We start from the raw sequence: 26,944 nt of genomic DNA, 5'->3' as shown, positions 1-26,944 counted from the left end.
AAATTTCAATCCTTTTTTTAAAAATAAAAAGTGAATGAATTCACTGAATTAGGATTGATTGTTATGATTATACGTATATCAACCGCACAAATCAAGATATAAACCGTATTTTTCCCTGAAATAACGAACGTTTCCATATAAAAGCTTAATCAGAAACGTATCGAGTGAATCCAATAGAGATTTGATAAGACAAGCCCGACAAGCTAATCTTGTGGAGAAGGATTTATTGTAAATTCGCCGAATCCGGGGTTTTGTTATGTTCTAAGTAGTTTCCATTCAATCATCTGGGTTTACCATTTGTACTTCGTATGATCCTCAGCTTTTTTCTTTACCATATACATAAATATGAACAGCTTGACACAAACTTTGACTACCTTTATCTGGAGGTGAGTATAGGTGACAAACGCTCCTGTATCCTTCAACCGCGAGTGGTTTGATGAGTTGAAGCAGCGAATCCAAACGGACGGACCGTGGCATCATCCTGAACTGTATAAGCTTGCGTGGGAAGCGGAGCAGGCAACGTCGATTGGCAACTTTAACGATCTCCAGTGTCTCCGTCACCTTCCGGGATTAAGCCCCCTTCCGCATCAGATTGAAACCGCCCGCCGTGTGATTCAGGAAATGCACGGCCGGGCTTTGTTAGCGGATGAAGTTGGTTTGGGAAAAACGATTGAAGCCGGGCTTATTATGAAAGAATATATGATCCGCGGACTGATTAAAAAAGTATTGATTCTCGTTCCCGCCTCCCTTGTGGTCCAATGGGTGCGGGAGTTAACAAGCAAGTTCGCCATTCCTGCGGTCGCACAGAAAAAAGCCTATATGTGGACACAGTATGACTGTGTTGTCGCTTCCATGGATACGGCGAAGCGCCCTCCTCACCGTGACATTATTTTGGAACAGGACTATGATTTAGTCATCATCGATGAGGCGCATAAACTCAAAAATAAAAAGACGCGGAATTATCAATTTATCCAGGAAATCAAAAAAAAATATTGTTTACTATTAACCGCTACCCCCATCCAGAATGAGCTAGACGAATTGTATAATCTCATTACCCTGTTGAAGCCCGGACATTTAGGCCACTCCGATTCCTTCCAGCAGTCGTATTCGCAGGGGAAACGGCAGGTAAAAAACGAAGATTTATTAAAAAATGAATTAAAAAAAGTAATGGTGCGTAACCGGCGGGCGGACGGTTCCGTCGAGTTTACGGAGCGGCACGTCATAACCGTATCTGTCGAACTGTCGCCCGAGGAGCGAACGCTTTATAACGAAATTACAAACTTTGTTCGGGAAGAATACCACAGTGAAACAGGGTACTATAAAAATCCGCTGTCGTTAATCACGCTGCAGCGCGAAGTATGTTCAAGCCGTGAAGCCACGTACATCACACTCGCCAACATGCACGATCGCGCACCGGAGAATTCACCGGTGCGGGAGAAAATTCGCGGACTGGTCGAGATAATAAAACGAATTAAATCCCATTCAAAAGCAGAAAAAATGATTGAAATTATCAAGGAATCGGATGATAAGGTTATCATTTTCACCGAATACCGCGCCACCCAGGTGTACCTGCAGCATATGCTCGCTCGGCACGGTGTAACATCTGTTTTATTTCGAGGCGGTTTCAAGCGGGGCAAAAAAGATTGGATGAGTCAACTGTTTGAACAACGGGCTCAGGCTCTGATTGCCACAGAAGCCGGCGGTGAAGGGATTAACCTGCAGTTTTGCAATCGACTAATCAATTACGACATGCCATGGAATCCCATGCGCGTGGAACAGCGCATCGGACGTGTGCACCGGCTCGGTCAAAAACGGGATGTTTATATCTATAATCTATCTACGATAAATACGATTGAGGAACAAATTCTGCGGCTGCTGTATGAAAAGATCCATCTTTTTGAAATGGTAATTGGTGAGCTGGACACGATTATTGACCGTCTGCAATTTGAACGATCGATCGAACAGAACCTGATTCAAATTATGCTGGAATCGGAAAGCGAAGGGGAAATACGAATTAAAATGGATAATCTAAGCCAGGTCATACATCACTCCCGGCAGCATCTTCAAGCGGAACCGGTCCAGAAATCCTTGCAGAATGTGGTGCTGCCATGAATAAAATGGAAATTCGCCGCTACCTTGAGCGCTATTTCGATGCGCATCAGAGCCACTATACACAGGTACACCCTTCTTATTTTCAAGTCCGGCTCCCTGTTGAAGTCGATAAAGACCTGGGCAACCGTCCCTTCTACTGGACGTATGTAGAGCGGTTAAACATAGAGCCTCAGCCCATGCACATGACATTCATTTTTGATAAAGAAAACGCGCCGGACGATGTGCGGGGTGAAGAAATGACGTTCGGTTCTCCGCGGCTGCACCAGTTTTTCGCCTCTACCCGCAGGCGTGGGCGTTATATCCGGCTATTTGAATGCCCGGGAAAAGATATCAAAAGAGCGGCATTGATCCCATGGCTTGGCGTTAATTATAAAATATCGTATATATGTGACCGCAAAAAGGACGTTCTTTTATCGCTTGGCATCAATCTACTCCACGGAACCATTCAGGAAGATTTCTTCTCCCGGATGCAAGAGCGCCCCCTTGACCCCGTGCTACCAAATTATACTTATACCGTCCAGTCGATTTTCACCATCGACTCGGCTATAAAAAAACTGGAAGATTACGTTCAAAACGAAATCGCAAAAGAAAACCCTGTATGGGCGGTAGAAGCAGAACGCCGGTTAAACGAGGAGTTGGCCATTGTGGAAAATTTCTATGCGCATAAAAAAAGCGAGACGGACGCGAACGAAAGCGAAAAAGAAGAAAAGAAAGCCAATTCACTGGATTATAAAACAAAACGCATACAAGAACTCCGCTGGCAGTATGAACCTCGGATTGAAGTGGATATTATTAACGGAGGACTGTTTTACCTTTTATAGTTTCTATAGAAAAGCTTGGCCAGCACCAAGAGATAGGCGCTGGCAATAACCTAAACGACCACTGAATTCTACTTCACTTTCCACCGGAACATCATGCGGAGCGCCAACGGCAAAATCCCAAACCAACGATATGTCCAAGGCTCTTTGGGCTTTTTTACCCGCTGGTCCTTTGGAGTTTCCATATATTTCACGATACGTTCCGTTAAATAACGGACATATTCCTGGGAAGAAGACATTCTTAATCGCCCTCTGCAGATGATTTTACTTATAGGCTATCCGTTTCATACTTTTTTCAATCATTCTTTTCCAGGATATACCGTTGGAAAATAGGATTTGTCCATAAATCGTCCATAATCTCCTCAACGGTGACCCCTATTTCGTATCCTCCCAATTCGTTATGTCTCCGGTCACGGGATTCAATGTCATGACAATTCCTGCCGCATAATCAGGAGGCCGTGCCGCTGTTGCGGTAAGAATGACTTCAGTCGGCTGACGCTGCGTGACTTTAACTTCAACCGCGTTACCGTTCATGTCAAAATGAAAAGCCGTGCATTTGCTTTGTTTCAATAACTGCTCACCTGCCATGTACAGCCCCGCTTCAGCCGCATAGTAAACCTTGCTTCTTTCCAAATCATTATGGGCAATTTCATGCATGGTGGAAAGGAGAGAAACCGCATGCAAAAGGAGCAGCAGAATAATATGAGTATACAATAAAGAAACGATAAGCGACGAACCTCGCTCATTTATTATAGCATGAGGCTTACTCACCGGATCACTCTCCCTGCGATAAAAAAACTCCCCCGCCAATACACATGATTGCGCTCTAAAACAAGGTGAAACCAGCATCCGTTCCCAGCGGATTCAAATGCTGCGGAACGGACGTATGTCAATAACACAACATAGCCTGTGAAATTTACCCTTCGACGAATCTTTTTGTCCCTCACCTCATAAAAAATCAGGTTATTGTATTTATCGTAAAATTGCAGCCGGTCGCTAAGAGGCAAAAAACCATGTCCACCATGCATTTCACCTTCGATATAAGCAAAGAAAGCACGTGCTTCCGCATCCAGAATCGATGTATCTTTTACATTCTGAATATGCCTGCTGCTCTGCATATAAAATGCGAGCAGACAAACCGTGATCATCATCACAACCATAGAGGAAACAAGAACTTCTATAAGCGTCATTCCACGCTGGCCGCTCCAGTAGAAGGCGGGGGATTGACGGGGGCAAACCGGTATCCTTCCATCGTTACCTTCTTTTCTTCCGATCCTGAACTCTGCCAACTTACTTCGACCTCACATTTCTCTACCATTTCCGAAACAACCATCAGTCTCGCACGAACAGCATAACATTTTCCATGGATAAAGTGATCCTCTGCATCCACCAGACTGCCCTTCGCTTTCCATTGTTCGATAAGGGACCGGGCTAGCAGATAACTTGCCGTATTGTCCTGGCTGTCCATCCTTTTTTGATCGATAGTCTCTATCGTTTGGTTCACGACTCCTAACAAAAGCAGCAAAAGAAAAAGAGTAAACACCGACTCGAGATACATAAAACCTTTTTGGTTCAATTTCTTATTCAAATCGATTCCTTCTTTACGGAGATTGCTGAACGGTAAAGCGTCCACCTGCCATATAAATGGTAATATGGCATTCTTCCTTGTTTGGAGAGACAATCCAGACCGTTCCTGCCTTTGTAATGTGCCCCTGCGGTGTAAATTCGAATTCATCCGCAGAAAAGCTGTAATCTAGCCAAAAGCCGGGAGGAGGTGAAATAACTTTTACTGTATGCGGCCGCCAGGGAAGAATTTTAATGATCCCGGTATAAGAATTTAAATACACCGTGATACGTTCTTTGCGGGATAAGGCATAGTTGGACGCCACATATAAATCTGCCGTCAACTCTTCGATGTATTGCTTTCTGTATATTCTTTGAAATTCGCTGCTCATGTCAGGCAATGCCACCAGCATTACACTCCCGGCAATGAGCACAGCGACAATGACTTCCAGCAAGCTGAAACCTTTATCCTTTTGCAGCTTCATCACTAAGGATGCTCGCTGCATGTAACGGCGGCAGATAAACCGTCTGCGGCAATTTTCACGCTAATCGTTCCATTGCCGGGGCATTTGGGCACCGATTGAAGGTAGTGATTATCCACCAAAACCTGAAACGCCGTTGCGCCGGGAGGATACTGATTATTATGGTCAATATAATACGAATCCAAGGCTGTAAGAATCATCTGCTGGGTAAGTTTGCAGCTGCGCTCTTGGGCTTTTACAACCGTTCCCTTATAATCAGGCAGTGCCAACGAAAGAAAAATACCAATAATGGCAATCACAATTAACATTTCAATCAACGTAAATCCGCGTTCGGACTTTACTTTTGGAGGAAACATTTTCATTTTTCACCCTCTTTTCTTACTTTAATGAACTGACCATATGCAGTACAGGAAGGAAAAAAGACAGGACAACAACAAGAACAATCATTCCGATTAACAATAGAATCAGCGGCTCCAGCCAGCGCGTCATCCTTTGAACCATTTGCTTTATTTCTTCTTCAGCCTGACCGGCGTAAAAAAACAAGCACTGCCCCACCTGCCCGCCTTCTTCGCCAAGTTCAATATATTTCACCATCTCAGCTGTAAAATATAAGGTAAAACCCGCAAGAATCTTGCTTAACGGCCTTCCCTCCTGAAGTTTATCCACCATCTGACTCATAATCTGCCGAAAAACTGGCCATGGCGCTTTTTCATAAAATAATTCACCTACTTCCAGAATAGAAATTCCTGATTCGAGCAATAATCCTGCCTGCATCGAAAAGTAGTGGCTGTATCGCAGTTTCATCCATGTGTTAGTGACAGGCATGGCAAATAACAGCCGCGTTAGTCGGGAGACGATCCCTGCTTGGTTCCGGACAATAAAGAAAAAGCATACGAGAAGAAAGATCAAACTTGCGATTGGCCATCCATAAGAAGAACAAATAGCATACATATAAACCATGATACGTGTCACTAACGGCAGAGAAACATTCAACGTCCTGTACATTGCGCTTATCTGGGGGAAAATAAACGAAAATAAAAACCATAAGCTGGCAAGTGACAGTAAAAATAACAGCGCCGGATAGCTTACCAACTGATATATCTGATGCTTCCACCTGGCCCGTACATGATAATATCGTTCGGCAAACGAAAAACTAGAGGCATAATGACCATGCTGCTCGCCAGCAACAATTAACGATACAAAAAGCGGCGGAACAGACAAATGGCAAATCGCTTTTGAAAGTGACTGTCCCTGTTCCAGATTTTTACGCACCATTTGAAGCTGTTCTTTTTCTCTGCCGGCGAAGTGGCGCATGACGAGATCAATGCTGTCCAAAAGAGGAATACCGGATTCAAGTAAATAGGACAGTCGATAACTCAATTGCGCCAGCTTACGGTCAGACCACCGTGCTTTTATGACCATAAGTCATATATCGCTGACACTCGGTCGGTTCAGCTACTCCCTGAGCAACCTTTTCCTCCAGAATAGAGGATAGAGTCACAAAGCCATTGGAAACCATATATTTACGCATCACTTCGGCAGAACTGCAATTCAAAATATACGGGTGCAGGCTCTCGTCCACTGCAAGCACCTCATAGATTCCCGTTCTCCCAAAAAAGCCCGCTCCCTTGCACCGGCTGCACGAAGCATCTTTTCCGAAGCAATGGATGCAAACTTTTCGAATTAGTCGCTGAGCAATTATTCCTGTAATAGCAGAACTTACTAAATACGGTTCAATCCCCATATCCAGCAAGCGGATAATCGTGCTGACGGAATCAAACGTATGGACGGTTGTAATGATTAGATGTCCTGTCAGCGCGGCGCGAATGGCCACTTCCGCCGTCTGCTTGTCCCGTATTTCTCCTACTAAAATCACATCCGGATCCTGCCTTAGAACCGCCCGTAACCCTTCATGAAAAGACAACCCGGAACGAGGATGAATTTGCACCTGATTCACACCGGCAATTCTATATTCAACGGGCTGTTCAAGCGAAACGACGTTGCGACCTTCACGCTGCAACTCATGCAGCATCGCGTACATCGTTGTCGTCTTTCCGCTCCCCGTTGGTCCGGCAATTAGAATCATGCCCTGCGACTGCACCAGCATCTCCCGGACAGCTTGTACATGCTCCGGCTTCATTCCGAGCGAGGAAAGAGAGTGGTAGCAGGTATTGTGCGGCAGTAAGCGAAGAACGATTTTTTCGCCATAAATGGTGGGCAGGGTCGCTACCCGTATATCAATCGTCTCCTTCTCCCCATCTCTCTGAAGCTCAAAGGAAAAACCTCCGTCCTGCGGCATCCTTCTATCGCCGATATCCATACCGCTCATCAACTTAATTCTCGACACAACAGGCGGTCCCCACATTTCTTCTTTCCATTCTATTTCCTTAAGAAAACCATCCATTCTGAAACGAACCAATACTCCATCGGAAATCGGATCAATGTGAATATCGCTTGCTCCGGCCTGAATTCCTTTTTCAATGAGATCGTGTACATATTCGCTTATATCCGTCATGTGACATCAACTCCTTTCCTATAATTTACCATATATTTTTATATATGTAAATAATTTACATATATTTAGCCGCTAGAATGAGAATAACTGTTATGACAGGTATGGAGACAGCTGTCATGTCAGGTATGGTTACATTAAAAAAGAGCGAAAAAGCATGAAAAACGATTTAAAAAGGTGAAAACAGAAAGAAAACACATGTTAACTAATGTAACATCATTTGCACTCCCTACTAAATCAACATTATAATGTCATAAAACATAACACAAGGGAGGAGTAGTAATGAAAATGGACCAAATTTTGGGGCTTATCGATCCGTTTTATACGTTTGTTGCCGCAATTTTAGTTATTTCTATGCAAGCCGGATTTGCTTTACTTGAGGCAGGTTCCACCCGGATGAAGAATGCCGGACACGTTGCAGGAAAGCAAGTACTTAGTTTTGCGATAGCCAGTATTTGTTTCTGGTTATTCGGGTTTGCGATTACATTCGGGGATGGAAATAGTTTTATAGGATTAAGCGGCTGGATGTTAAATGTCCCCGACAGCCAGGTTGATAAAGTGTTTTCTTCCCTCTCATGGGCGCACGTCCCGCTTTCTTTAAAATTCTTATTCCAATTGTCTTTCGCTGCGGTTTCCCTGGCCATTGCCTGGGGAGGTTTTGCTGAACGGGCTAAACTCTCCGTATATTTTGTCTTCGGTACTCTTTTTACCATTGTTATCTACCCTGTCATCGGCCACTGGGTATGGGGCGGCGGATGGCTCGGTCAGATGGGTATGCAAGATTTTGCCGGGTCAACCGTCGTTCACCTGCAAGGTGGAATTGCGGCGCTCGTTGCTACTCTTCTGCTCGGACCTCGCATTGGGAAATTTACCAGTAAAGGGAAACCAAATTTACTCCCAGGCCATAATCAGGTTTATTCCGTACTGGGTGCCATCGTATTGTGGGTTGGCTGGTTCGGTTTTAACCCCGGGTCAACATTGTCGGTGAAAGACGGTTTCTTCGGGTACATCGCGTTAACAACCAATCTTGCGACCGCTGCCGGCGCTGTTGCTGCTATGTTAATTGCATGGGCAGTTCTCGGCAAAGCCGATATAACGAGCATGATTAACGGCGTATTAGCAGCACTTGTTGCCATTACAGCCTCCTGTGCCTTTGTTGAACCGTGGGCTTCCGTCGTGATTGGAGCATTGGCAGGAATTATTACTTTCTTTACTTCCCTGTACTTTGAACGCAAAGGAATCGACGACCCAATCTGCGCGTTTTCCGTTCATGGAATTGCCGGAATTTGGGGCACAATTTCTACAGGATTCTTCGCTTCTCCGCGCCTCGTGAAAGCGACAGGCGTAGGGAACGCGGGACTGTTCTACGGTGGCGGATGGCACCAGTTACTCGTGCAAATAACAGGTGTACTGGGCGCTACCCTGTATGTTGCAGTTGTCAGCTTTGTTATCCTCTACGTTTTGAAGTTGGTCATGGGGCTTCGGGTAACTGCGGAGGAAGAAATTATCGGCCTGGATCTTAGCGAACACGGTGCTTACGGATATCCTGAGCATTTGAACACAAAAGAAAATAAAGTGGAAAATAAAGTGAGTTCCCTGTAATTGTGCCACAAAGGAGGCATTGTGCGTAGTATCGATGACCGGAAAGAATGGGAGGCATTAACGTCTCAAGTGGCAAACACAAGGACAATAGAAGAACTGAAAAAAGTCCAGCTGTCCTTGTCTCCTGTTTTGCAATCCATGCAATGCAATTCAACTGAAACCTGTCAAATCTATTTGTTTTTAAGCCATATCCATGATGTAATTATGCAAAAAGCCCTGCAGCACGCGGAACAATTAGTCATTCGGGAAGGAACCGGTTCACCACCGGAGGAGTGGAGCTGGGTCATTATGGGAAGCGGAGGAAGAAGGGAGCATACCGTTTGGACCGATCAGGACAACGGCATTGTTTACCGGCTTTCCCCTTCCCAGGACCCTAAGCAGGCAGAAGCGTATGTCCGGCGAATGGCTGAATACGGCGTAAACAATTTACAACAAGTCGGTTACCCTCTGTGCCAGGGAAATGTAATGGCCACCAATAAAAAATGGTGTAAGTCAGAAGACGAATGGAAAAACATGCTCAAAGGGTGGGAGGAAAACCTCTCACCCGATGATGTGCGTTTTCTGTTGATTGCTGCTGACTTCCGCATTCTTTATGGAAGCAAAAAACCCGGGGAATCTTTGCGAAAGTATTTGTGCTCGCTGGCTAAAAACAACCGCCCTTTACTGAAGCGGCTTGCGCAGCACGCTGCGGGTCACACGGTTCCTCTCAGTATCTTCGGGCAAGTTCTTGTAGAACGCTGGGGGGAGAATGCGGGCAAGTTTAACCTGAAGCGCGGAGTGTATATGCAGTTTGTTAATTGTATACGGCTTTTCGCATTAACTTACGGCATTGCCGAAACATCCACCATAGAAAGAATCGGGCTTCTCGAGGAAAAAGGCGTATGGGATCATGCATTTGCGGATTCTATTCGAACCGCTTTCTCGCATATTCTTCATCTCCGGTTGCAGAGCCACCTCTATCAGGAACAGAAGACAGATTTACTTGACCATCATATTAATCTTAAGAAAATCCCTGCAGACGATTTCAAGCATTTACGTCAAGCGATGAAGCAAATTAAAAAAGTTCAGCATGAAATACAACGTCAGTTTATCCGAAAATTTTAATTCATTCAAGAGGTATAGACATGAACCGAAATGGACCCAGTCCGGGCGGCAATTGGAGAATGGCTATTTCCCGTTTGCTTTCTCTTGGTTTTAACCGGAATGAGCTTACTATGGTAAGCAAAGGAGGACCTACCGCCGGTTTGGAGCACCAGGCTTTCATACGAAATTTATTAAAAGAAGCGGGAAAGAACCACCAGGAGATGAATACACCTCTGGGGGATATCGAATTTATCGTTCTAGATACCGAAACGACGGGATTCCACCCTGAACACGGTGATGAGATTATCTCGATTGCCGCGGCAAAAGTGGTCCAATTCGAAACGGTTGAACCTATATTTTCGACGCATATTAATCCAACCGTTCCTATCCCGGAAGCGGTTGCGGTTTTAACCGGCTTATCGGATAAAGAGGTGGAATCCGCCCCCCGTCTGTCAGAGGTTGTCCCTGAGTTATTAGCATTCATAAACCACGGAACAATTGTCGGGTATCATATAGCCCATGATATCGCGTTTCTCAATGCGTTTCTCTGGAAAAACCATCGCATGAGAATGACGCAGCGCATTATCGAAATCCAAAAGGTGATGGAAGGGATGAGGTTTAACGGAGGGTTTACTACGCTGGATGATGCACTCCAGTTTTTCTCTATCCGCCCTGAACAACGCCATACGGCAATGGGAGATGTAAAAATGACATCCCAGTTATGGCTGACGTTATTAAAAGAATGTGGAAACCGCGGCATTCGAACGCTGCAGGATTTGTATATCCTCATGTCCTGACGTACACCACTAAAAGGAAAGAGAACCTCTCCCGATTTCAGAAAAGGTTCTCTTTCGTTTTCCGCTGTTTAATTTCGTTGGAGCTACTTCACAATTAAAACCGGGCATTCGGACAGTTGAGACACCCTGTGGCTTACGCTGCCCAGCATCATTTCTTTAAAGGGGCCGAGTCCGCGGCTGCCCATTACGATAAGCTTGGCATGGTTTTCCTTTGAGAAGTCCAGAATTTGGCGGGCCGGATCACCTGTAATCACATGAGTGGAAACAGTAAGGCCTTCCGCCTCCGCTTTAGCTTTTGCATTGTCCACCAATTCCTGCCCTTCTTTTTTCATCGCGGCCATAATTTCTTCATCATACTCTCTTGAAACGTAGGCCATCTCCCCGACCACATACGGGGCAACTACTACCTGTTTAATAATATGTAAAACTTGAAGCATTGCCTGCTGCTGTTTTCCAATCGCAATCGCAGCTTCCAGTGCTTTATTACCTAATTCCGAACCATCAACGGCTACCACAATTTTTTCAAACATAATTCTCAATTCCTCCCGCTACTGTGTAATGTTTCCGTTTTTATTGTACCGCAGTTATGTACATTTTGTATAGAATGACGATTGTCATTATTGTGGCAAAATTGTCATTCAACAATGGAGACAAGAACTTGATTTGAATGAGAACAATGGACCAGCTTAAAATCAGGCCACTTCCCTTTCCGATAAGCTGATAAAGCGGCCTCAGCGGCCATAGGGTGGAAATCCGTACCGCTGCATCGTTCAATTTCGTCCATCGCTTCTTCAAACGTCTCAGGCTGATTATATGAGCGGGTGGTGGTCATCGCATCAAACGCGTCCGCTACGTGTACAATGGCAGCGAGAAATGGAATTTCGTTCCCTTTTAACCCTTCAGGATAGCCTTTTCCATTAAAATGCTCATGATGGTGTAAAATAATGTCCCTTACTCCTTCAAGCTTCTTCAGGCTGCCGATAATTTTGGCTCCTTCTGTCGTATGGTTGCGTATTTCCACCCATTCCTGCTCATTGAGCCGTCCGGGTTTGTTTAACAGGCTTGTCGGAATGTGAATTTTCCCAATATCATGAAGCAAAGCCCCATACTTAAGGGTAAACATCTCTTCCTTTCCCAAACCAAGTTCTTTTCCAATCGCCAGCGCATAATGTTGAACCCGCGTTGAATGCCCCAGTGTATAGGAATCCTTGCTGCCAATTGCTTTAGCAAGGCTGGTAACCAGTTCATCCAGCACCTCTTCTTCTTCCCTTTTTTTCTGTTGAAAGTGTGCAATGAGTAAATCAGCCAGTACGCCAAACAACGGGAGAAGAATTAAACGGGCCATCTCGTGTGATGTCGTTGTCCATATCCCATCCCAGTACTTGTGATAACACACGCTATATAAAACAAGAACAATGACCGCCAGAATCGAGTAAATAAGGCCGTCTCTTTTCTCGTCATAGATTCCGATGGAAGCGATCCCAAGGTAAATTAACATTAGATAAGGGCTGTCTCCTACTCCCCCGGAAATAAACATATATCCCAATACGAATAAAAAATCAAACACCCGCAATACCTTTTCATTGGAAGCTAAAAACTCTCTTGTTTCCTTCTTTTTCCAAGTATAGACAATCAGGGCAATGCCCCATCCGATAACCGTTAAACCCCAGAAAGTAAGTGCAGAAAAGGTTGGATTGTCACGAATGATAAAATAGGTCAGTGTGATAGCTGTCAAGGAGGTAAAACGGAGCCTGCTTTTGATGTGATTCTGCATCCTATAGCCTTCTTTCAAAGCATCTCGCTAAATTTAAAGTAATTATAGCATGCGAAGAATTACATTAGTATGAGAAATTATCCGTCAAATGTAACAAAATGTAACAAAATGTGACGAAAAATAAAAAAAGCAACCGCTCTTTGGTCGCTTTAATAGTCCTATTTTTGTCTGAGTAAGTGGTGGGACTGCCTCCATCGTATCTCCTACTATTCTACCGGCTGTTCCCCTTTGATAATGGACAGGAGATGATGTTCTTCCATTTTATAATCGAATTCTTTTGCTTTGTCCGGTTTTGCATTATTATACGTCGTCGAGATTTCATGACGGTGGGAACGCTCTACCCGGGTAACAAAATCGAGACGGGAAATACGGTCGATCGTTTGGTCAATGGTGTCAGCGGAAACGTACATGGTGACATAATTTAAGCGGCGTGATATAAAATGCACATTGCCAAATTTCCTGAGATTTCGGGCCGATTTTATATTTTTAACAAAGACAGCCAGCCCAATTCTGCGTTCTCTCATGATAGACTTCTCCTCCACATTTTCTTGGATGGTATCGCCCCCTGTTGTTTCCGAGAGGGGTGTCGGAGTTATTTTGTGCTGCACCCGCAGCTTCCCCCTGTACTACAGCCGCCTCCTGTGCCGCATCCGCCTCCTATTTCATAGAGGGGATTATTGCTTGGCACTTTTATTTTATCTGAAATGGCATCCGCAATTGTACGGCTAACACGATATAATAATTCATCCAAATTGTCTTCTGCTTTCTTAAAGGAAGCAATCGACGCCGTTTTATCCATTTCCCGCTTCTTCTGGCGAATGTCCGCGGTCACCCGCTTATAATCGGGATGGTATTTGCCAAAACGCCGGACTTCTTCGTATACTTGCTTCATTTTAGTAAAAGAAGCAATTTGAGCGACAGCTTCCGAATCGTTTTCCATCTGCTGGCGTGCGGCTACGTATTGCTGAATTTCTTTCGACAAAAGTAATTCTTCACCTATTTTATAAGCTCGCTCAATCACTTCACTATAATTAACAGGAGTGGGAGCGGTCATACTACTTGACATAATCTCACCTCTTATCTTATTGTATCATGGACCCGGCCTTCTTCATAGTATCCTACTCGTGGGGGAAGAGCATTTTTATTCTTCCAATTCCGCTTAAAGCACAGGAAAATTCCACCTGTCCTTCGTGAACTATCACATGCTGCTGTACATTTCTTGTTTCAAAACCGATAACCTGTACGTGGCGCTCTTGTCCCTCATATTCCATACAAATAGGAATAGCCAGAGAATAAGCCTGTTTCAATAAGTTGCGAAGAGTGGAACCATGATACCGCTGCCAGTTCTTATACCAGATAACCGGGATTTCCTTTAGTTCGGGAAGTATATCTTCCAGCACAGGAAAAACAGATTCGACTCTGTATCCATCCCCTGCCACGGCTTCTTCTTTATGATTAATTTCTTCCTCTGTATCGACTTCGGCGACAAAGGGGGGCCGGGCAACATTAATATTTAACTTTTCAAGCGCCTCTTTAACCAATTCCTCTGCATTCTTATGAATGATAAAATCGCAATCTCCAATACGTTCCTGTATATACCGGGCGAAGCTGCTTTCCTGAGCAATCCATTGCGCTGCCTCCTGATTTGGACAGCGAATGAGTGTTACCGTCTGTATCATAACGGTTGTAAGTGAGCGGCACCATTCTTTTATCTGAATTGCAACGTTATCTGGAATTGAGCCGCCCTGTATACTCATAAGCAAATCAATTGTTGATTGCGCCCCTTCACGGGAAGCTCGCTTCACCGATTGTTTAGTAATCTGGAAATTCCAAACCTCCTGGCGGCTTTTTAATTCCGCTGCTTCCCCCGTCTTCCAGCGCACTTCGTACGGACTGTCAGGAAGCAGGAGCACTTCAAATGTTGGTTGAACATATCCGAATCTCCCGGGCAATGATTTTATATCTGCATCCGCTGCAGATGAAGAAGATAACGGTGGAAAGTTCCACCTCAATTGATCTATCTCTTGGCTGTGTGTCTGCCCAATGGAAACAAATCCGAATGCAGCAAGAACCGGTGCCATTTTGACTGCAAATTCTTCAATGGCTTGATTGGTAGCTTGCCTGTATTCGCCCATTACCTTATCATCTAACAGACCGGACGCGTACCCCACCAGCTGACGGTTCCACTCCGCCTGTATCTGCCTGATAGAAACACAACAATGCTGAGAAGCTCGTTTGGAAGCCACTTCAAGCCAGTCAAATAACACCGCATATAACGGATTCAGTCTAACGATCCGTTTTTTAACCGAATCGTATAAGCGAAATTGAACCTCATCTTGTCTTCCTGTAAATAAAGCGGCTGCGTTTTCTTCGTGTGTGATCAATTGCCCGGCGGCCTCAGCTTTCCGATGGACTAACAGCCCTATTTCCAACAACAGTTCAAGAAAAAATGAATCTCTCGCATCTCCCGCCTGCACCGCCGGATAAAATGAAGTAAATAAATTTTCGTTGTAAGGAATAATAGTTCCCCATATTCTATGTACTTTCGCACTTAATTGGCCCCGCTTGGTCAAAGGCAGACCCTGGAAACGCGAATGCTGCAGCAGTTCAAAAACGACCTCGCAAAGCATGGGCGATTGCGCACCTCCCGCCGCCGGCCCTTCCCCGGCAGGGTATAACCGTTCAGGTTCAGCCATAAGGGACCAGAGATAAGCCCGCCATGCCTGCTGTAAGTCGTACGGCATGACATATCCCACTTCTCCCCATAAACGCCGCAGCGTATAAATGATTCCTTTTCGGCGCAGGCCGGTAAATCCGGCGTATACAGGAAAAGCCGCCGATTTTGCCAATCCTTCCAACTGACGATAGGTGATCATATCCTGTCCGATCCCAAAAAGAAAAAGGTTCAGTATTCCTTTTTCGCTGCGGTTCATCGTCCGCCATTGTGCGGCAATCGTGTTTTCGCTGAGCAGGAAACGAATTGCTTCCTCTTCACATTCCGTTTCCCCTAGTTCGCCCGGCAGTTCCAACCCGTTTTCACTAAGGATTTGCCGGAGGACACGGCCGTTTATTTGTTCAAGCAATGATTGCACGTTCATGTTTACACTCCATTTAATGATAGAAATGCTCAAGTTTCCTTGCTACAGTATATACACGTAAAGCAATAGGAATCAAGAAAGAGGTGGACACAAAAAAGCTCTACCTGTAAAGGAGGTAGAGTGAAACAGCATTACTGAACAAATTGAGAACCCTGGCTGTGTTCGCCCTCTGTTTCAGAAATTTCCTGAATGGCGTAGCCAGCTTCATCATGCGTTGTGCGGTGGGTGGCAAGGTCTCTCATCGCTACCATACCAACCAGCTTATCATTCTCTACTACCGGCAACCGGCGGATTTGCTCTCTGGCCATTAAATGGCTCGCATCTTCCGCCGTCATATCCGGATGAGCCGTAATAAGCTTTTTGCTCATAATATCGTCAACGGATATGGAATTCGGTTTTTTTTCCGCGACACTTCTTATCACAATGTCCCGATCCGTAATAAGCCCAATACAGCGCTGTTGCTCGTCCACAACAGGAATGACCCCTACATCGTTTTCCTTCATTTTTACAGCCACTTCATAAATATTATCTTTAAGGGTTACGCACTCAACGGACGCCGTCATAATATCACGCAGTTTTTTTGCCATGAATAAAGACCTCCTTGTTGAAATCACGTATAGCATGCCCTGTTGGAAAATGTATCATACAAAGAGCCAAGCTTTATATAGAGGCTACATTTTACGAATAATATAAAAAACCACACCAACCCCAATGGCAAGAAATGAGCTAAACAAGAACGTATAAAGGTACTTTGCCTGTAACAAATCCTTCACCTGAAGTCCAAACATCTCCGATAACCCTAATTCCTTCCACACCAGTACAGTGAGCAAAACGACTCCAGCTAAAAAAATCCAGGTTGCCTTTGTACGATTCATTATTTCTCCGTCCCCTCTCTCCTTTCACCGATCTGCTTATGTATGTAGACTTGTATGCTTTTCTACACGCTAAAGAAAACTTGGCTAGCACCAAGCCAAAGGCGCTGGCGATCGTCTTAGTTGCACTTATAGATAAGAAAGTTATGCTTTCTTATCTATGGAAAAAAAAGCTGCCAGCAGCAGCCGACAGCCCACACTATACGTTATCGGACGCGATTCGCTTCTACAATCGCTTCTTTCTCCTCTTTCGGGAATTCAACACCCTCGACTTTTATATTCACTTCCACAACCCGCAGCCCTGTCATAGATTCTACCGCTTCTTTCACCTTCTGCTGCAGGATGCGGCATGTTTCATCAATTCGTGTTCCGTATGTAACGATGACGCGAAGGTCAATGGCTGCTTCGAATTCACCTACTTCAACCTGCACACCCTTTTGTACATTCTTTCCGCTAACCCGGCGGGCCAATCCTTCCGTAATACCACCTGACATTCCTGCGATTCCTTCTGTTTCACTGGCTGCGATTCCTGCGATAACGGCTACTACATCATCGGCGATTCTAACTACCCCATTTTCTTTTGCATCGGCCATCGGAACTCCTCCTTCTATATCTGTTTAATTTCCATTTTATTCGTTCGAATAGGCAATCGCAACTTGTTTCGAAGGAAAACTCAAACTTTTTAAAGTCAAAATTTCAAAAGCAACCCGGCAACTTCCTTCATTTTTTCCCGTTCGACTTTATAACAGACAAAGGTTCCTTCTTCCTCCGTTACCACAAGTCCGGCTTCCTTTAAAATTTTGAGATGGTGGGAGACTGTGGACTGGGCCATCCCGACCAGGGCAACAATGTCTCCGCAGTAATAGCTATCCTGACGGGCAAGCAGTTGAAGAATGGTAAGCCTAACAGGATGTCCCAAAGCTTTGCACACTTTTGCCATACTTTCAAGGGTCTTGTCCATCGTGATCTTGTCTCCAATCATTACCTTCTTTTCGATTACCATTATACACATGATTTTACTATTTATCGTTCAAAATATGGATAACCACTTGTAAAATTTCGCGAAGGAGGCCACCATGAACAAAAAAAAATGGATAGCGACAATCATTGTTCTTACATTCCTTATCCCTAGTTTCTTTATCATCCCCTCTCTTATACCGGCGGAAGCGTTTAGCAAACGCATCGTGACCGTCGGACAGTCAGGCGGTGATGTATCTGAACTTCAGGGGCGCTTAAAGCATCTTGGTTTCTATACCGGTCCGGTTGACGGAACATTTAACTGGCGTACATACTGGGCGCTGAGAAACTTTCAATACGAGTTTGGCTTGCGAACAGACGGGGTTCTCGGACCCCGGAGCAAAGTAGCCCTTTGGAATGCCACAAAAAACTGGCGTCCCGATGCGGGAATTAATGGCACAGGCACAGCTGCGAATGGCACCAATGGTTCTGCCAAGGGTAGTTCTGCTGCTAACAGTACGGCTAACAATTCGGACAGGACGGCTTCTCTCCCCCGTTCGAACCACGGCCTTTCAGAAAACGAGATCAACATGATGGCCAACGCGGTTTACGGGGAAGCCCGTGGGGAACCGTTCATCGGTCAGGTAGCAGTGGCAGCCGTTATCCTCAACCGCACCCACAGCCCTTCTTTTCCAAAATCTCCGACGTCTGTTATCTTTGAACCGGGCGCTTTCACGGCTGTCTCTGACGGGCAAATTTATCTTAAACCCAACGCGCGCGCCAAGAAAGCCGTACTGGACGCTCTCAACGGCTGGGACCCGACGGGCGGAGCCCTCTACTATTTCAACCCTGATACGGCAACATCCGGATGGATCTGGTCCCGTCCCCAAATTAAGAAAATCGGCAAACACATATTCTGCAAATAAACATTCAGGCGCTGTCTTTCTTAATAAGAACAGCGCCTTTTTTACTTGGCAGAAAAAAACTTGCACCGAATTCGGGCGCATCTTTTTTTGCTTTTTTCTTCCTGCTTGAATTACACTATGAAGTGGGAGTAGATTCTGACTAGAGGTGAAGGGTGATGAGAAAAATAAGACAAAAGCTGTTTATTTCCGCCATTGTCGGATTTAGTGCAATGAGTGCCTGGGCGCATTATTTTACCCATTCTTCAACCCTGCAGTTCGTGACGACTTCACTGGCTATTATCGGCCTTGCCGCCCTGCTTGGAAGAGCGACTGAAAATGTGGCCTATTACGCCGGGGAGCGCGTCGGAGGATTTCTCAACGCCACATTTGGAAACGCTGCGGAACTAATTATTGCTGTTTTTTTGATCAAAGCCGGATTGTTTGATATGGTAAAAGCGAGCATTACCGGGTCCATCATTGGCAATTTGCTGTTTGTGCTTGGCTTAAGCGTGGTCGCGGGGGGCCTGAAATTTAAAACCCAGAAATTTAACGCCATGCTGGCAGGACACAATTCATCCCTTATGATGCTGGCGGTCATCGCCCTCTTTATTCCGGCCGTTTTCTTAAAACAGTTTGACCGCTCACAAATTGCAAACTTAAGCTTAATTATTTCCGGTCTGTTAATTGTCGCTTATATTCTCTGGCTGATTTTCTCCATGATTACTCACAAAGACGAACTATCTGACCCTTCACTCGATAATGAAGAGGAAAAAGAAGCATGGGGGAAAGTAACGTCGTTTCTCGTTCTGCTCGGCGCCACGGTGCTGGTCGCCGTTGCAAGCGAATGGCTTGTACATAGCATTGAGCAGGTAGCACGAAATCTCGGCTGGTCTGAAGCCTTTGTCGGAGCTTTTGTCATCGCGATTGTCGGCAACGCTGCAGAACACAGCGCGGCTGTTTTTCTCGCGATGAAAAATAAAATCGGCGCCTCGGTTGAAATCGCGGTGGGAAGCAGTCTGCAGATTGCCTTATTTGTGGCCCCCACGCTTGTTTTTATCAGCCTGTTTTTCGGCAAAACAATGGATTTGGTATTCACTTCCTATGAAATAGCGGCGATCGCGGTAGCGGCATTTATCGCCTCCTCGATTTCCCGCGACGGAAGCACTAACTGGTATGAAGGGGTTCTCCTCCTCGTTGTCTACACGATACTTGGGGCTGCCTTTTACTTTATTTAATATAAAGGGAGAGAAAATAAGATGGATGCGATTGTAACGATAAACGGCAAAGTGAATTATTCGATTACACTTGATCCGAGCGTATGGATTTTTGACGACCGCAAATGTAAAATGGAAGATTTTTTTGCCCGAATCGGTGAGGAAGTCGAAGCGAATCAGGATGAAACGCTTATCTCCGCGGCGCGCCGGTGGGACAAAGCATTGGCAGAAGGTTCTACTCCGACAAAACAAAGCGAAACATTGTTTGTCGAAAAGAAAAAAATCGCCGGCGACTACGGTATCCCCTTCTCCCCTTTTCTGAAAAATGCCGAGGTTCATACAGATGCACAGAGCGTCATTTGCAAGCAGCAAAACGGTACCGAAACAACCATTTCTCTTAAAGACGCACAGGAAGCAATTCTCTGCTTTGCGATCGACGGCAAGCCCATCAAGGAAGGCGGTCCGATTCAGCTGTTTTTCGGAAACGGACGAAACATGGGCCATCCGATTACAGGAATTATATCTTTTACTGTTGCTTAATAAAAACGCGGGACTCACGTGCCCGCGTTTTTTGTTTCAATAAATTTCATAATACGGCTACGCAAACGTATTTCTATTTTGAATTTTTATGGTATTTTGATTATAGGAAGATAATAAAAGCGAGGCAGCCGCCAACCGCAAGTATGCGGCAGCATTCGTTACATCCAGGTAGATTAGAAAGGGAGAGGAAAACATGCATGTACCTTTTTTGCTGCAGGATTTTTTAAAACGCGCCGTGTATCACTATCCGGACAAGACGGCTATCGTTGACGGCGACCGCCGCTTTACGTACAAGGAGATAGAAAAACGCGTGAATCGTCTGTCCAACGCCCTAAAGGAAAGAGGAATCGAAAAAGGGGATCGCATTGCGGTTCTATCACCGAACCGGGTGGAAATGTTTGAAACGTTCTACGCGGCCTTCCAGCTAGGGGCGGTTGTTGTACCGCTTAATACCCGCCTCGTCCCCGGGGATTATGACTACATTGTCAACCATTCAGGGGCAAAGCTATTTATGGTCGACGCCGAACTTATTGCCCTTGTGAAGCCCGTGCTCGCTAACTTAAAAAACGTAGAGACTTATATTTCTTTGCCAGTCGCCGGTTATCCTGTCCCGGAAAGCTGGACGTCTTATGATGAATTCTTTGAAAGCGCTTCAGACTCTCCTGTTTATACCACGATGGATGAAAGCGATATGGCCACCATCCTCTATACAAGCGGAACAACCGGGCGCCCTAAAGGTGTCATCCAGACGCATCGCAGCCTCTATACGAACGCAATCAACACGATTATTCATGTAAAAGCCGACGACAGTGACGTGCTGCTTCATACACTGCCGATGTTTCACGTAAACGGCTGGGGCACACCCTTTTCCTTTACCGGCATGGGTGCGGCGCACGTGATGATTCGCAAAATCATCCCGGCACACATTCTGGAGTTAATCGAACAAGAAGGCGTTACCGTTGCTTGTATGGCCCCTACTGTGCTGAATATGATTTTACATGAACCGGGAGCGAAAACCGCACAGATTGAACAGGACGTCCGGGTCGTTATCGCAGGGTCTGCCCCGCCTCCGTCGTTCGTTAGAGCCGTTGAAAAAGAACTCGGCTGGACGTTTGTTCAGGTATACGGCATGACCGAAGTTTCCCCGTTCCTTACCGTGTCACATATTAAGCATCATATTCAAAAGGAAGCGGAGGAAGAACGCATCCACATGCTGAAAGCAAAGGCCGGTATCAGCATGATCAACATGGAAGTCCGGGTAGTCAACGAAGAAGGCGAAGATGTAACACCAAACGGACAGGAAACAGGGGAAATCATTTGCCGCTCTAACTCGGTAATGGAAGGCTACTGGCAGCAACCGGAAGAGACAGCCAAATCGATCGTAAACGGCTGGTACTATACAGGGGATATGGGAACAATCGATGAGAACGGTTATATCGATGTCGTTGACAGAAAAAAGGACATCATTATCAGCGGCGGAGAGAACATTTCGTCCATTGAAATTGAAGGCGCTTTGTACGAGCACCCCGCAATTCTCGAAGCCGCCGTGGTTGCGATCCCCCATGAAAAATGGGGAGAGGTTCCGCATGCGGTCTGTGTCGTTCATCCAGAGCATACGGTGACAGAAGAAGAGGTAATGGCATTCTGCCGGGGAAAAATCGCTCACTTCAAATGCCCGAAATCTGTACAGTTTGTAAAAGAGCTGCCAAAAACCGCTTCCGGCAAAATCCAAAAGGTGGTTCTTCGTGAACCTTTCTGGAAAGAAGCCGGCCGCCGCGTGAATTAATGCAACAAGCCAAAAAATCCACCCTCACCCGGGCGACGGGCAGGGGTGGATTTTTATTTTCCTGTTTGTTCTTTACAGAGCCATCTTAACGATACCTGTTATCACTACAAATGTAGCGACTACACAACAGGCTGACATGATCAGGCCCAGCACGCGACGTGCTCGTTGTTCCATCCTGTTTCCTCCTATTCGCTACATCTTCCTCTTCCTATTCCTATTCCTATTCCTATTCCTATTCCTATTCCTATTCCTATTCCTCTTCTCAGTATACTATACGTATCATGAGTGTGACCGGTTTCAACCAATAATCGTTACTCATAATTCCAACCCCTCAAACCAAATCAGTGAATAAAATAAAAAAACCCCGATAGATTCTATCGAGGCAATGAAAGACAACTCTCAACCTATTTGATTAAGTTGTCATTAAAAGAATAATATAAAACCGGGCTTTGTACAATAGGAAATTAAGGAAAGAAGGCGATTTTTGTCCAAAATTCGACGTTTTTTACTCATTTCGCTATAAAATTTTGTGTGGAACGTTCCTTTTTTGCAGCAAAGAGAGGAAACCCGCTTCTTTTTCACCCGGTATCGACAATGATAGAGTCGTAGAAAAGTAGTTGCAAATTTTTTCCCGACCCTTTCCAAGCAGCCGGAGGCAATATACCTCATCCAGGTCTTTTACCGTATGAAGATATTCCAAACGCTCCTGTGTCGCCGGTACAATAAATGTCCGGCTTAAGAGAATTCCCTTCTCCCACTTCTCGGTCTGCTTAACCGTATCCGCGCCCATTTTTTTTAACCAGGCAACCGCCCGTTCCAGCCCCATCACCTTTACCATTTCGACATCGTTGTATTCCACCTCAATTTCATCTACCTCATCTTCAACGGTATCGAGCATGCAAAAAAACAGATTGCGTAAAACAAGGTTCCCGGGTGACAGAGTATGATCATCATAGTGGTAAACATATTTCACGGTGCCGGCTGAATCGTGCACACGTTGTAAAAATATATATTGCATAAGTCGTCTCCTGTCATTAAAGAAAACTGGAAAGAAAACTGGCGTTAGCGGGCTTTGATGCGTTCCAGTGTTGGTTGGTCGATTTTTTTCAGCAGAGCCAGCAGCAGGCGTTTTGCGGCCTCATAATCGGCTTTATGGATGATGGCTGCATGGCTGTGAATATAGCGGGCAGGAATTCCGACAACTGCGGAAGGAACCCCTTTTCCTGTTACGTGGACTTTCCCGGCGTCCGTTCCACCTGGAGAGACAAAGAACTGGTAAGGGATATGCAGCTCTTCTGCCGTATCAATCATAAAATCCCGCAGCCCCGGCATTGTCACCATCGTACGGTCCATGATGCGCATCAGAACCCCGTCTCCAAGCTTGCCCATTCCTTCTTTGATCCCTGGAATGTCTCCGGCCGGGCTTGCATCAAGCGCGAAGAATAGATCAGGCTCAATCATCGCAGCCGCTGTCCCGGCTCCACGCAACCCTACTTCTTCCTGGACATTTGCGCCTCCATATATAATGTTAGGGTGCTGCTCATTCTTCATTTCGTTCATCATTTCAACCGCCAGAGCACACCCATACCGGTTATCCCACGCTTTAGCCATGAGTTTATCCGGATTGCCCATGACAGTAAACGGGCAAATCGGCAGAATAGGCTGCCCGGGGTGAAGACCCATTTTCTCGGCGTCTTCTTTATTATCCGCCCCAACGTCGATAAACATGTTTTTGATGTCCATCGGCTTATTCTTTGTACCTTCCGGCAGCACATGCGGCGGGATCGAGCTGATTACTCCGATAACCGGCCCTCTCTCTGTGATCACCTGTACACGTTGAGCCAGCAGTACCTGACTCCACCAGCCCCCAAGCGGCTGGAACTGAAGAAATCCTTCATCTGAAATGCGCGTTAGCATAAAAGCCACCTCGTCCATATGGCCCGCCACCATAATCGTCGGCCCCGGTTCATTGCCGCGCAATACGCCGAATAATGATCCAAGATTATCAGTTACGATTTCATCTGTTGTCTTGCTTATGTATTCCCGCATAATTTCCCGCACTTCATTTTCAGAACCAGGCGCTGCGTTTGCCTCTGTTAAGCGTTTAAACAATTCCATTTGAGAATCCATTTTTTCACTCCTTCTCTATCTTTATCCTATTCTCTCCATAAAACAAACGAGAAATAATAGTTACGGTGATTGTTCTCGGATCTTTTTCCGTTTCCGATTCAACAACTCCGGCATTCCTACTCCTGCTAAAATAATAATAACACCGATCCACTGCAAAACGCTTACGGATTCTTTTAACACAAATTTCGACATAAAAACAGCCATCGGCAGTTCCGACGCTCCGAGAATGGTGGCAAGGCCGCTCCCAATGTAGGGGGCCCCATACACAAAGAATAAAGTAGGAATGAATGCACCAAAGAATGCCAGCAAAAGCCCCCACTTCAACAGCCCATGGCTCAACGAACCATTCGTTAGAAAAACGGGTGGATAAATGATAAACGTAATAAGAGCGGAGCCGGTAAGCATAATGGAACTGCGAAGCCATGGGTTCATTGTGGTGGAAACTCTTCCGCTGCACAAAATAAAAAAGGCATACGTGACAGCAGATAACAGCCCTAACACCACCCCGGCCAAAGTAAACTGCTGCAGACCGCCATGAAAGATGTCACCCGCAAGTATTGTTCCTACAAATAAAAAAACAAGTGCGGCTATCTTTTCAACGCCAGGCCACTTTCGTTCAATCAACGCTTCTGCCAACACGCCAATCCAGGTAAACTGGAACAAAAGAACGATCCCGACCGATGCGGGTATATATTTTAATGAGCGATAATAAAAAATCCCTGTAAGTCCAACACAAACTCCGATTCCGACTAACAGCAGCCACTGTCTTGCACCTGCTTTGCCCCGCGACATAAAAAACGTGAGAAGCCACATCATGCAAGCTCCAAGAAACATCTGGCTTCCGTTGATTTCACCAGCTGTAAACCCTTCCCTGTACGCGAATTTTACAAACGTGGAAAGAATTCCATAACTGCATGAACCTAAAAATACAAGCAGAACCGAACGCCAATAAACCATGGCAACCCCCTTTCTTTTCATTCGTCCCTTTTTATTCTACTACAAAGTAGAATATTTTGTCTGTAAACTACTCCCAGACATACCACAGTACCTAAACCATTCACAGTAAAGATTGTGATCAAAAAAGAAGCCGGCATGTGCTGGCTTCTTTTTTTCGCTGCCGTTTGTTGAACCTTATTTAAAAACAGGTTCGGCAAACCTGGCAAGCTTCTCAAACGAACTTTTGTCAACATCGGCGTGAAGACTGTTGCCGTGCGAATCCATGGTCACAATAGCAGCAAACCCTTCAACCTGCAGGTGCCACATTGCTTCCGGAATTCCGAATTCCATATAGTCGACACCTTCTACCTTTTTCACACAGTCCGCATAATATTGCGCCGCGCCGCCGATCGCGTTCAGATATACACCGCCATGCTCCTGTAAGCCTTTGAGCGTCTTCGGACCCATCCCGCCTTTTCCGATGACAACGCGGATGCCGAATTTTTTCATGATATCGGCCTGATAAGGCTCCTCACGGATACTTGTGGTCGGTCCTGCCGCTTTCACATGCCATTCACCTGTGCCGTCTTTTAACATAACGGGTCCACAGTGATAAAGGACACCGCCATTTAAATCGATCGGGCAATCGTGTTCCATCATGTATTTATGGAAGGCGTCGCGTCCCGTATGCATGAGACCGTTAATCATGACAACGTCGCCTACTTTCAGGCTGCGTACTTGTTCCTCGCTAATCGGATACTGCAGGACAGCCGGACGACGTTCTTCCGCTTGCTCCTGCGCAGCGGCCACGCCTTCGTTGAGGTCGACTTCGCCCTCTTTATACAACCACTCCTGGATAGCGCCTGTGGCTGCATCGATCATCACTCCCTGACGGCGGAACGCCCAGCAATTATAGGCGACAGATACGAAAAAGCTGGCCGGCAGGCGGTTCATGACCCCGATCTTACAGCCAAGCAGCGTTGTTTCCCCACCGAAACCCATCGTGCCAATTCCAAGTTCATTGGCTTTGTCCATAATATACGATTCCAGTTCAGCTAATTCAGGGATGGAATTGACATCGTCCGCCTTGCGGAACAGCTGTTCTTTGGCAAGCGCGTATCCGGTTGTGCGGTCTCCCCCGATACCTACGCCGATAAAGCCTGCGCTGCATCCCTGTCCTTGCGCCTGGTAGACGCTGTGCAGAATACATTTGCGAATGCCATCAAGGTCACGCCCTGCTTTGCCCAGTCCTTCAAGTTCGGCCGGCAGACTGTACTGAATATTTTTATTCTCACAGCCGCCGCCTTTTAAAATAAGCTTAACTTCTATATCATCGCGTTCCCACTGGCTAAAATGAATAACAGGAGTTCCCGGCCCTAAGTTTGTCCCGCTGTTTTCTCCGGTTAAGGAATCAACCGAGTTCGGGCGAAGCTTTCCGTTTTTCGTCGCTTCTACAAGCGCCTCGTAAATCGCCTTCTTCATTTCGATTTGATTGGCGCCGACAGGTGTGTGAATTTCAAAAGTTGGCATGCCTGTATCCTGGCAAATTGGCGATACGTTCTCTTCCGCCATCTTTATGTTCTGGCTGATCGTCGCCAGCGAGAGAGCGGATCTTGTCCCCGCGTTTTCCTTCTGGCGAGCGCTTACGATCGCACGGCGAACATCGGGAGGCAAATTCGTTGATGTCTCCACAATCAACTGATATACACTATCTTTAAATTGTTTCATTCTCCCCTACCCCTTTTTGTGGAAAATCACTACTA

At 45.8% G+C, this 26,944-nt stretch carries 30 protein-coding genes; 9 read left to right on the top strand and 21 right to left on the bottom strand.

Annotation, left to right across the window (positions count from 1 at the left end; all coding sequences use genetic code 11):
* The first annotated feature begins 396 nt into the window (after positions 1 to 396).
* Together H525_RS0121245 and H525_RS0121240 are read left to right on the top strand one after the other, a co-directional pair.
* On the top strand, positions 397 to 2,112 hold the full coding sequence (locus H525_RS0121245; protein ID WP_027417842.1) for a DEAD/DEAH box helicase: 1,716 nt from the start codon (positions 397 to 399) through the stop codon (positions 2,110 to 2,112).
* The gene (locus H525_RS0121240) at positions 2,109 to 2,933 is read left to right on the top strand and encodes a YqhG family protein (protein WP_027417841.1); all 825 of its coding nucleotides are present in this window, start codon (positions 2,109 to 2,111) and stop codon (positions 2,931 to 2,933) included. The genes H525_RS0121245 and H525_RS0121240 overlap by 4 nt, the downstream gene beginning before the upstream one ends.
* 68 nt (positions 2,934 to 3,001) lie before the next feature.
* Here the strand turns inward: H525_RS0121240 and H525_RS26785 are convergent, their stop codons facing one another.
* The 8 genes from H525_RS26785 to H525_RS25080 form a co-directional block, all read right to left on the bottom strand.
* Positions 3,002 to 3,169 (bottom strand): YqzE family protein, encoded by a 168-nt coding sequence (locus H525_RS26785; RefSeq protein WP_081413551.1) that lies wholly within the window; start codon positions 3,167 to 3,169, stop codon positions 3,002 to 3,004.
* 136 nt (positions 3,170 to 3,305) lie between these two features.
* Complete coding sequence (locus H525_RS0121230; protein WP_027417840.1) at positions 3,306 to 3,701, bottom strand: hypothetical protein; 396 nt, start codon at positions 3,699 to 3,701, stop codon at positions 3,306 to 3,308.
* Entirely contained in the window at positions 3,698 to 4,120 is a 423-nt protein-coding gene (locus H525_RS0121225) for a ComGF family competence protein (protein WP_027417839.1), read from the bottom strand. Before H525_RS0121225 ends, H525_RS0121230 begins: the two co-directional genes overlap by 4 nt.
* A complete protein-coding gene (locus H525_RS0121220; protein WP_211237055.1) occupies positions 4,117 to 4,563 on the bottom strand; it encodes a hypothetical protein in 447 nt (148 codons plus the stop codon). The genes H525_RS0121225 and H525_RS0121220 overlap by 4 nt, the downstream gene beginning before the upstream one ends.
* A complete protein-coding gene (locus H525_RS0121215) occupies positions 4,532 to 4,999 on the bottom strand; it encodes a prepilin-type N-terminal cleavage/methylation domain-containing protein (protein WP_081413550.1) in 468 nt (155 codons plus the stop codon). Before H525_RS0121215 ends, H525_RS0121220 begins: the two co-directional genes overlap by 32 nt.
* A complete protein-coding gene (locus H525_RS25085) occupies positions 4,981 to 5,337 on the bottom strand; it encodes a competence type IV pilus major pilin ComGC (RefSeq protein WP_051331217.1) in 357 nt (118 codons plus the stop codon). The genes H525_RS0121215 and H525_RS25085 overlap by 19 nt, the downstream gene beginning before the upstream one ends.
* Positions 5,338 to 5,353: 16 nt before the next feature.
* Positions 5,354 to 6,397, bottom strand: coding sequence for a type II secretion system F family protein (locus H525_RS0121205; RefSeq protein WP_081413549.1), 1,044 nt, complete (start codon positions 6,395 to 6,397; stop codon positions 5,354 to 5,356).
* A complete protein-coding gene (locus H525_RS25080) occupies positions 6,372 to 7,490 on the bottom strand; it encodes a GspE/PulE family protein (RefSeq protein WP_051331216.1) in 1,119 nt (372 codons plus the stop codon). The genes H525_RS0121205 and H525_RS25080 overlap by 26 nt, the downstream gene beginning before the upstream one ends.
* 285 nt (positions 7,491 to 7,775) lie before the next feature.
* On the opposite strand from H525_RS25080, the gene H525_RS0121195 reads away from it, so the two are divergent.
* From H525_RS0121195 to H525_RS0121185, 3 genes are read left to right on the top strand one after another with little or no spacing between them, the layout of a single operon-like run.
* Positions 7,776 to 9,089 (top strand): ammonium transporter, encoded by a 1,314-nt coding sequence (locus tag H525_RS0121195; RefSeq protein WP_155837505.1) that lies wholly within the window; start codon positions 7,776 to 7,778, stop codon positions 9,087 to 9,089.
* Between the two features lie 21 nt (positions 9,090 to 9,110).
* On the top strand, positions 9,111 to 10,193 hold the full coding sequence (locus tag H525_RS0121190) for a DUF294 nucleotidyltransferase-like domain-containing protein (RefSeq protein ID WP_027417834.1): 1,083 nt from the start codon (positions 9,111 to 9,113) through the stop codon (positions 10,191 to 10,193).
* A 20-nt stretch (positions 10,194 to 10,213) separates the two neighbouring features.
* Positions 10,214 to 10,969, top strand: coding sequence for an exonuclease domain-containing protein (locus H525_RS0121185; RefSeq protein ID WP_051331215.1), 756 nt, complete (start codon positions 10,214 to 10,216; stop codon positions 10,967 to 10,969).
* Positions 10,970 to 11,052: 83 nt separating this feature from the next.
* Here H525_RS0121185 and H525_RS0121180 read toward each other — a convergent pair whose 3' ends face one another.
* The 9 genes from H525_RS0121180 to H525_RS0121140 all read right to left on the bottom strand — a co-directional run bounded on the left by H525_RS0121180 (position 11,053) and on the right by H525_RS0121140 (position 17,725).
* Positions 11,053 to 11,499, bottom strand: coding sequence for a universal stress protein (locus tag H525_RS0121180; protein ID WP_027417832.1), 447 nt, complete (start codon positions 11,497 to 11,499; stop codon positions 11,053 to 11,055).
* 104 nt (positions 11,500 to 11,603) lie between these two features.
* Positions 11,604 to 12,743, bottom strand: a complete 1,140-nt coding sequence (locus tag H525_RS25870) for an HD-GYP domain-containing protein (RefSeq protein ID WP_051331214.1) — start codon at positions 12,741 to 12,743, stop codon at positions 11,604 to 11,606.
* A gap of 206 nt (positions 12,744 to 12,949) precedes the next feature.
* Entirely contained in the window at positions 12,950 to 13,351 is a 402-nt protein-coding gene (locus tag H525_RS0121170) for a YlbG family protein (RefSeq protein WP_245590541.1), read from the bottom strand.
* Complete coding sequence (locus H525_RS0121165; RefSeq protein WP_081413548.1) at positions 13,336 to 13,809, bottom strand: YlbF/YmcA family competence regulator; 474 nt, start codon at positions 13,807 to 13,809, stop codon at positions 13,336 to 13,338. The genes H525_RS0121170 and H525_RS0121165 overlap by 16 nt, the downstream gene beginning before the upstream one ends.
* Positions 13,810 to 13,861: 52 nt before the next feature.
* Positions 13,862 to 15,841 carry a hypothetical protein gene (locus tag H525_RS0121160; RefSeq protein ID WP_027417829.1) on the bottom strand — a complete coding sequence of 660 codons (1,980 nt, stop codon included), beginning with the start codon at positions 15,839 to 15,841 and terminating at the stop codon, positions 13,862 to 13,864.
* Between the two features lie 131 nt (positions 15,842 to 15,972).
* Positions 15,973 to 16,428, bottom strand: a complete 456-nt coding sequence (locus H525_RS25070; protein ID WP_035102252.1) for a CBS domain-containing protein — start codon at positions 16,426 to 16,428, stop codon at positions 15,973 to 15,975.
* Between the two features lie 84 nt (positions 16,429 to 16,512).
* On the bottom strand, positions 16,513 to 16,716 hold the full coding sequence (locus H525_RS0121150) for a hypothetical protein (RefSeq protein WP_027417828.1): 204 nt from the start codon (positions 16,714 to 16,716) through the stop codon (positions 16,513 to 16,515).
* Positions 16,717 to 16,919: 203 nt separating this feature from the next.
* Complete coding sequence (locus H525_RS0121145) at positions 16,920 to 17,306, bottom strand: Asp23/Gls24 family envelope stress response protein (RefSeq protein WP_027417827.1); 387 nt, start codon at positions 17,304 to 17,306, stop codon at positions 16,920 to 16,922.
* A gap of 95 nt (positions 17,307 to 17,401) precedes the next feature.
* Complete coding sequence (locus H525_RS0121140; protein WP_211237054.1) at positions 17,402 to 17,725, bottom strand: ArsR/SmtB family transcription factor; 324 nt, start codon at positions 17,723 to 17,725, stop codon at positions 17,402 to 17,404.
* Between the two features lie 64 nt (positions 17,726 to 17,789).
* Here H525_RS0121140 and sleB point away from each other — a divergent pair, with 64 nt between their 5' ends.
* The 4 genes from sleB to H525_RS0121120 all read left to right on the top strand — a co-directional run bounded on the left by sleB (position 17,790) and on the right by H525_RS0121120 (position 22,115).
* Entirely contained in the window at positions 17,790 to 18,596 is an 807-nt protein-coding gene (gene sleB, locus H525_RS0121135) for a spore cortex-lytic enzyme (RefSeq protein WP_027417825.1), read from the top strand.
* A gap of 155 nt (positions 18,597 to 18,751) precedes the next feature.
* Positions 18,752 to 19,810 (top strand): calcium/proton exchanger, encoded by a 1,059-nt coding sequence (gene cax / locus H525_RS0121130; RefSeq protein ID WP_035102248.1) that lies wholly within the window; start codon positions 18,752 to 18,754, stop codon positions 19,808 to 19,810.
* A gap of 21 nt (positions 19,811 to 19,831) precedes the next feature.
* Entirely contained in the window at positions 19,832 to 20,329 is a 498-nt protein-coding gene (locus H525_RS0121125) for a molybdopterin-binding protein (RefSeq protein ID WP_027417823.1), read from the top strand.
* A gap of 193 nt (positions 20,330 to 20,522) precedes the next feature.
* Complete coding sequence (locus tag H525_RS0121120) at positions 20,523 to 22,115, top strand: long-chain-fatty-acid--CoA ligase (RefSeq protein WP_027417822.1); 1,593 nt, start codon at positions 20,523 to 20,525, stop codon at positions 22,113 to 22,115.
* A gap of 517 nt (positions 22,116 to 22,632) precedes the next feature.
* On the opposite strand, the gene H525_RS0121110 is transcribed toward H525_RS0121120, so the two are convergent.
* The 4 genes from H525_RS0121110 to H525_RS0121095 all read right to left on the bottom strand — a co-directional run bounded on the left by H525_RS0121110 (position 22,633) and on the right by H525_RS0121095 (position 26,909).
* Positions 22,633 to 23,133, bottom strand: coding sequence for a hypothetical protein (locus tag H525_RS0121110; RefSeq protein WP_027417821.1), 501 nt, complete (start codon positions 23,131 to 23,133; stop codon positions 22,633 to 22,635).
* Positions 23,134 to 23,177: 44 nt separating this feature from the next.
* Complete coding sequence (locus H525_RS0121105) at positions 23,178 to 24,245, bottom strand: M42 family metallopeptidase (RefSeq protein WP_027417820.1); 1,068 nt, start codon at positions 24,243 to 24,245, stop codon at positions 23,178 to 23,180.
* A 60-nt stretch (positions 24,246 to 24,305) separates the two neighbouring features.
* Positions 24,306 to 25,202 (bottom strand): EamA family transporter, encoded by an 897-nt coding sequence (locus H525_RS0121100; protein WP_027417819.1) that lies wholly within the window; start codon positions 25,200 to 25,202, stop codon positions 24,306 to 24,308.
* Between the two features lie 174 nt (positions 25,203 to 25,376).
* Entirely contained in the window at positions 25,377 to 26,909 is a 1,533-nt protein-coding gene (locus H525_RS0121095) for a fumarate hydratase (protein ID WP_027417818.1), read from the bottom strand.
* Positions 26,910 to 26,944 lie beyond the last annotated feature (35 nt).

It is taken from the genome of Aneurinibacillus terranovensis DSM 18919 (genome assembly GCF_000430625.1).
In the GTDB taxonomy this organism is placed as follows: Bacteria; Bacillota; Bacilli; order Aneurinibacillales; family Aneurinibacillaceae; genus Aneurinibacillus_B; species Aneurinibacillus_B terranovensis.
This window is presented reverse-complemented; position numbering and strand designations above follow the sequence as displayed.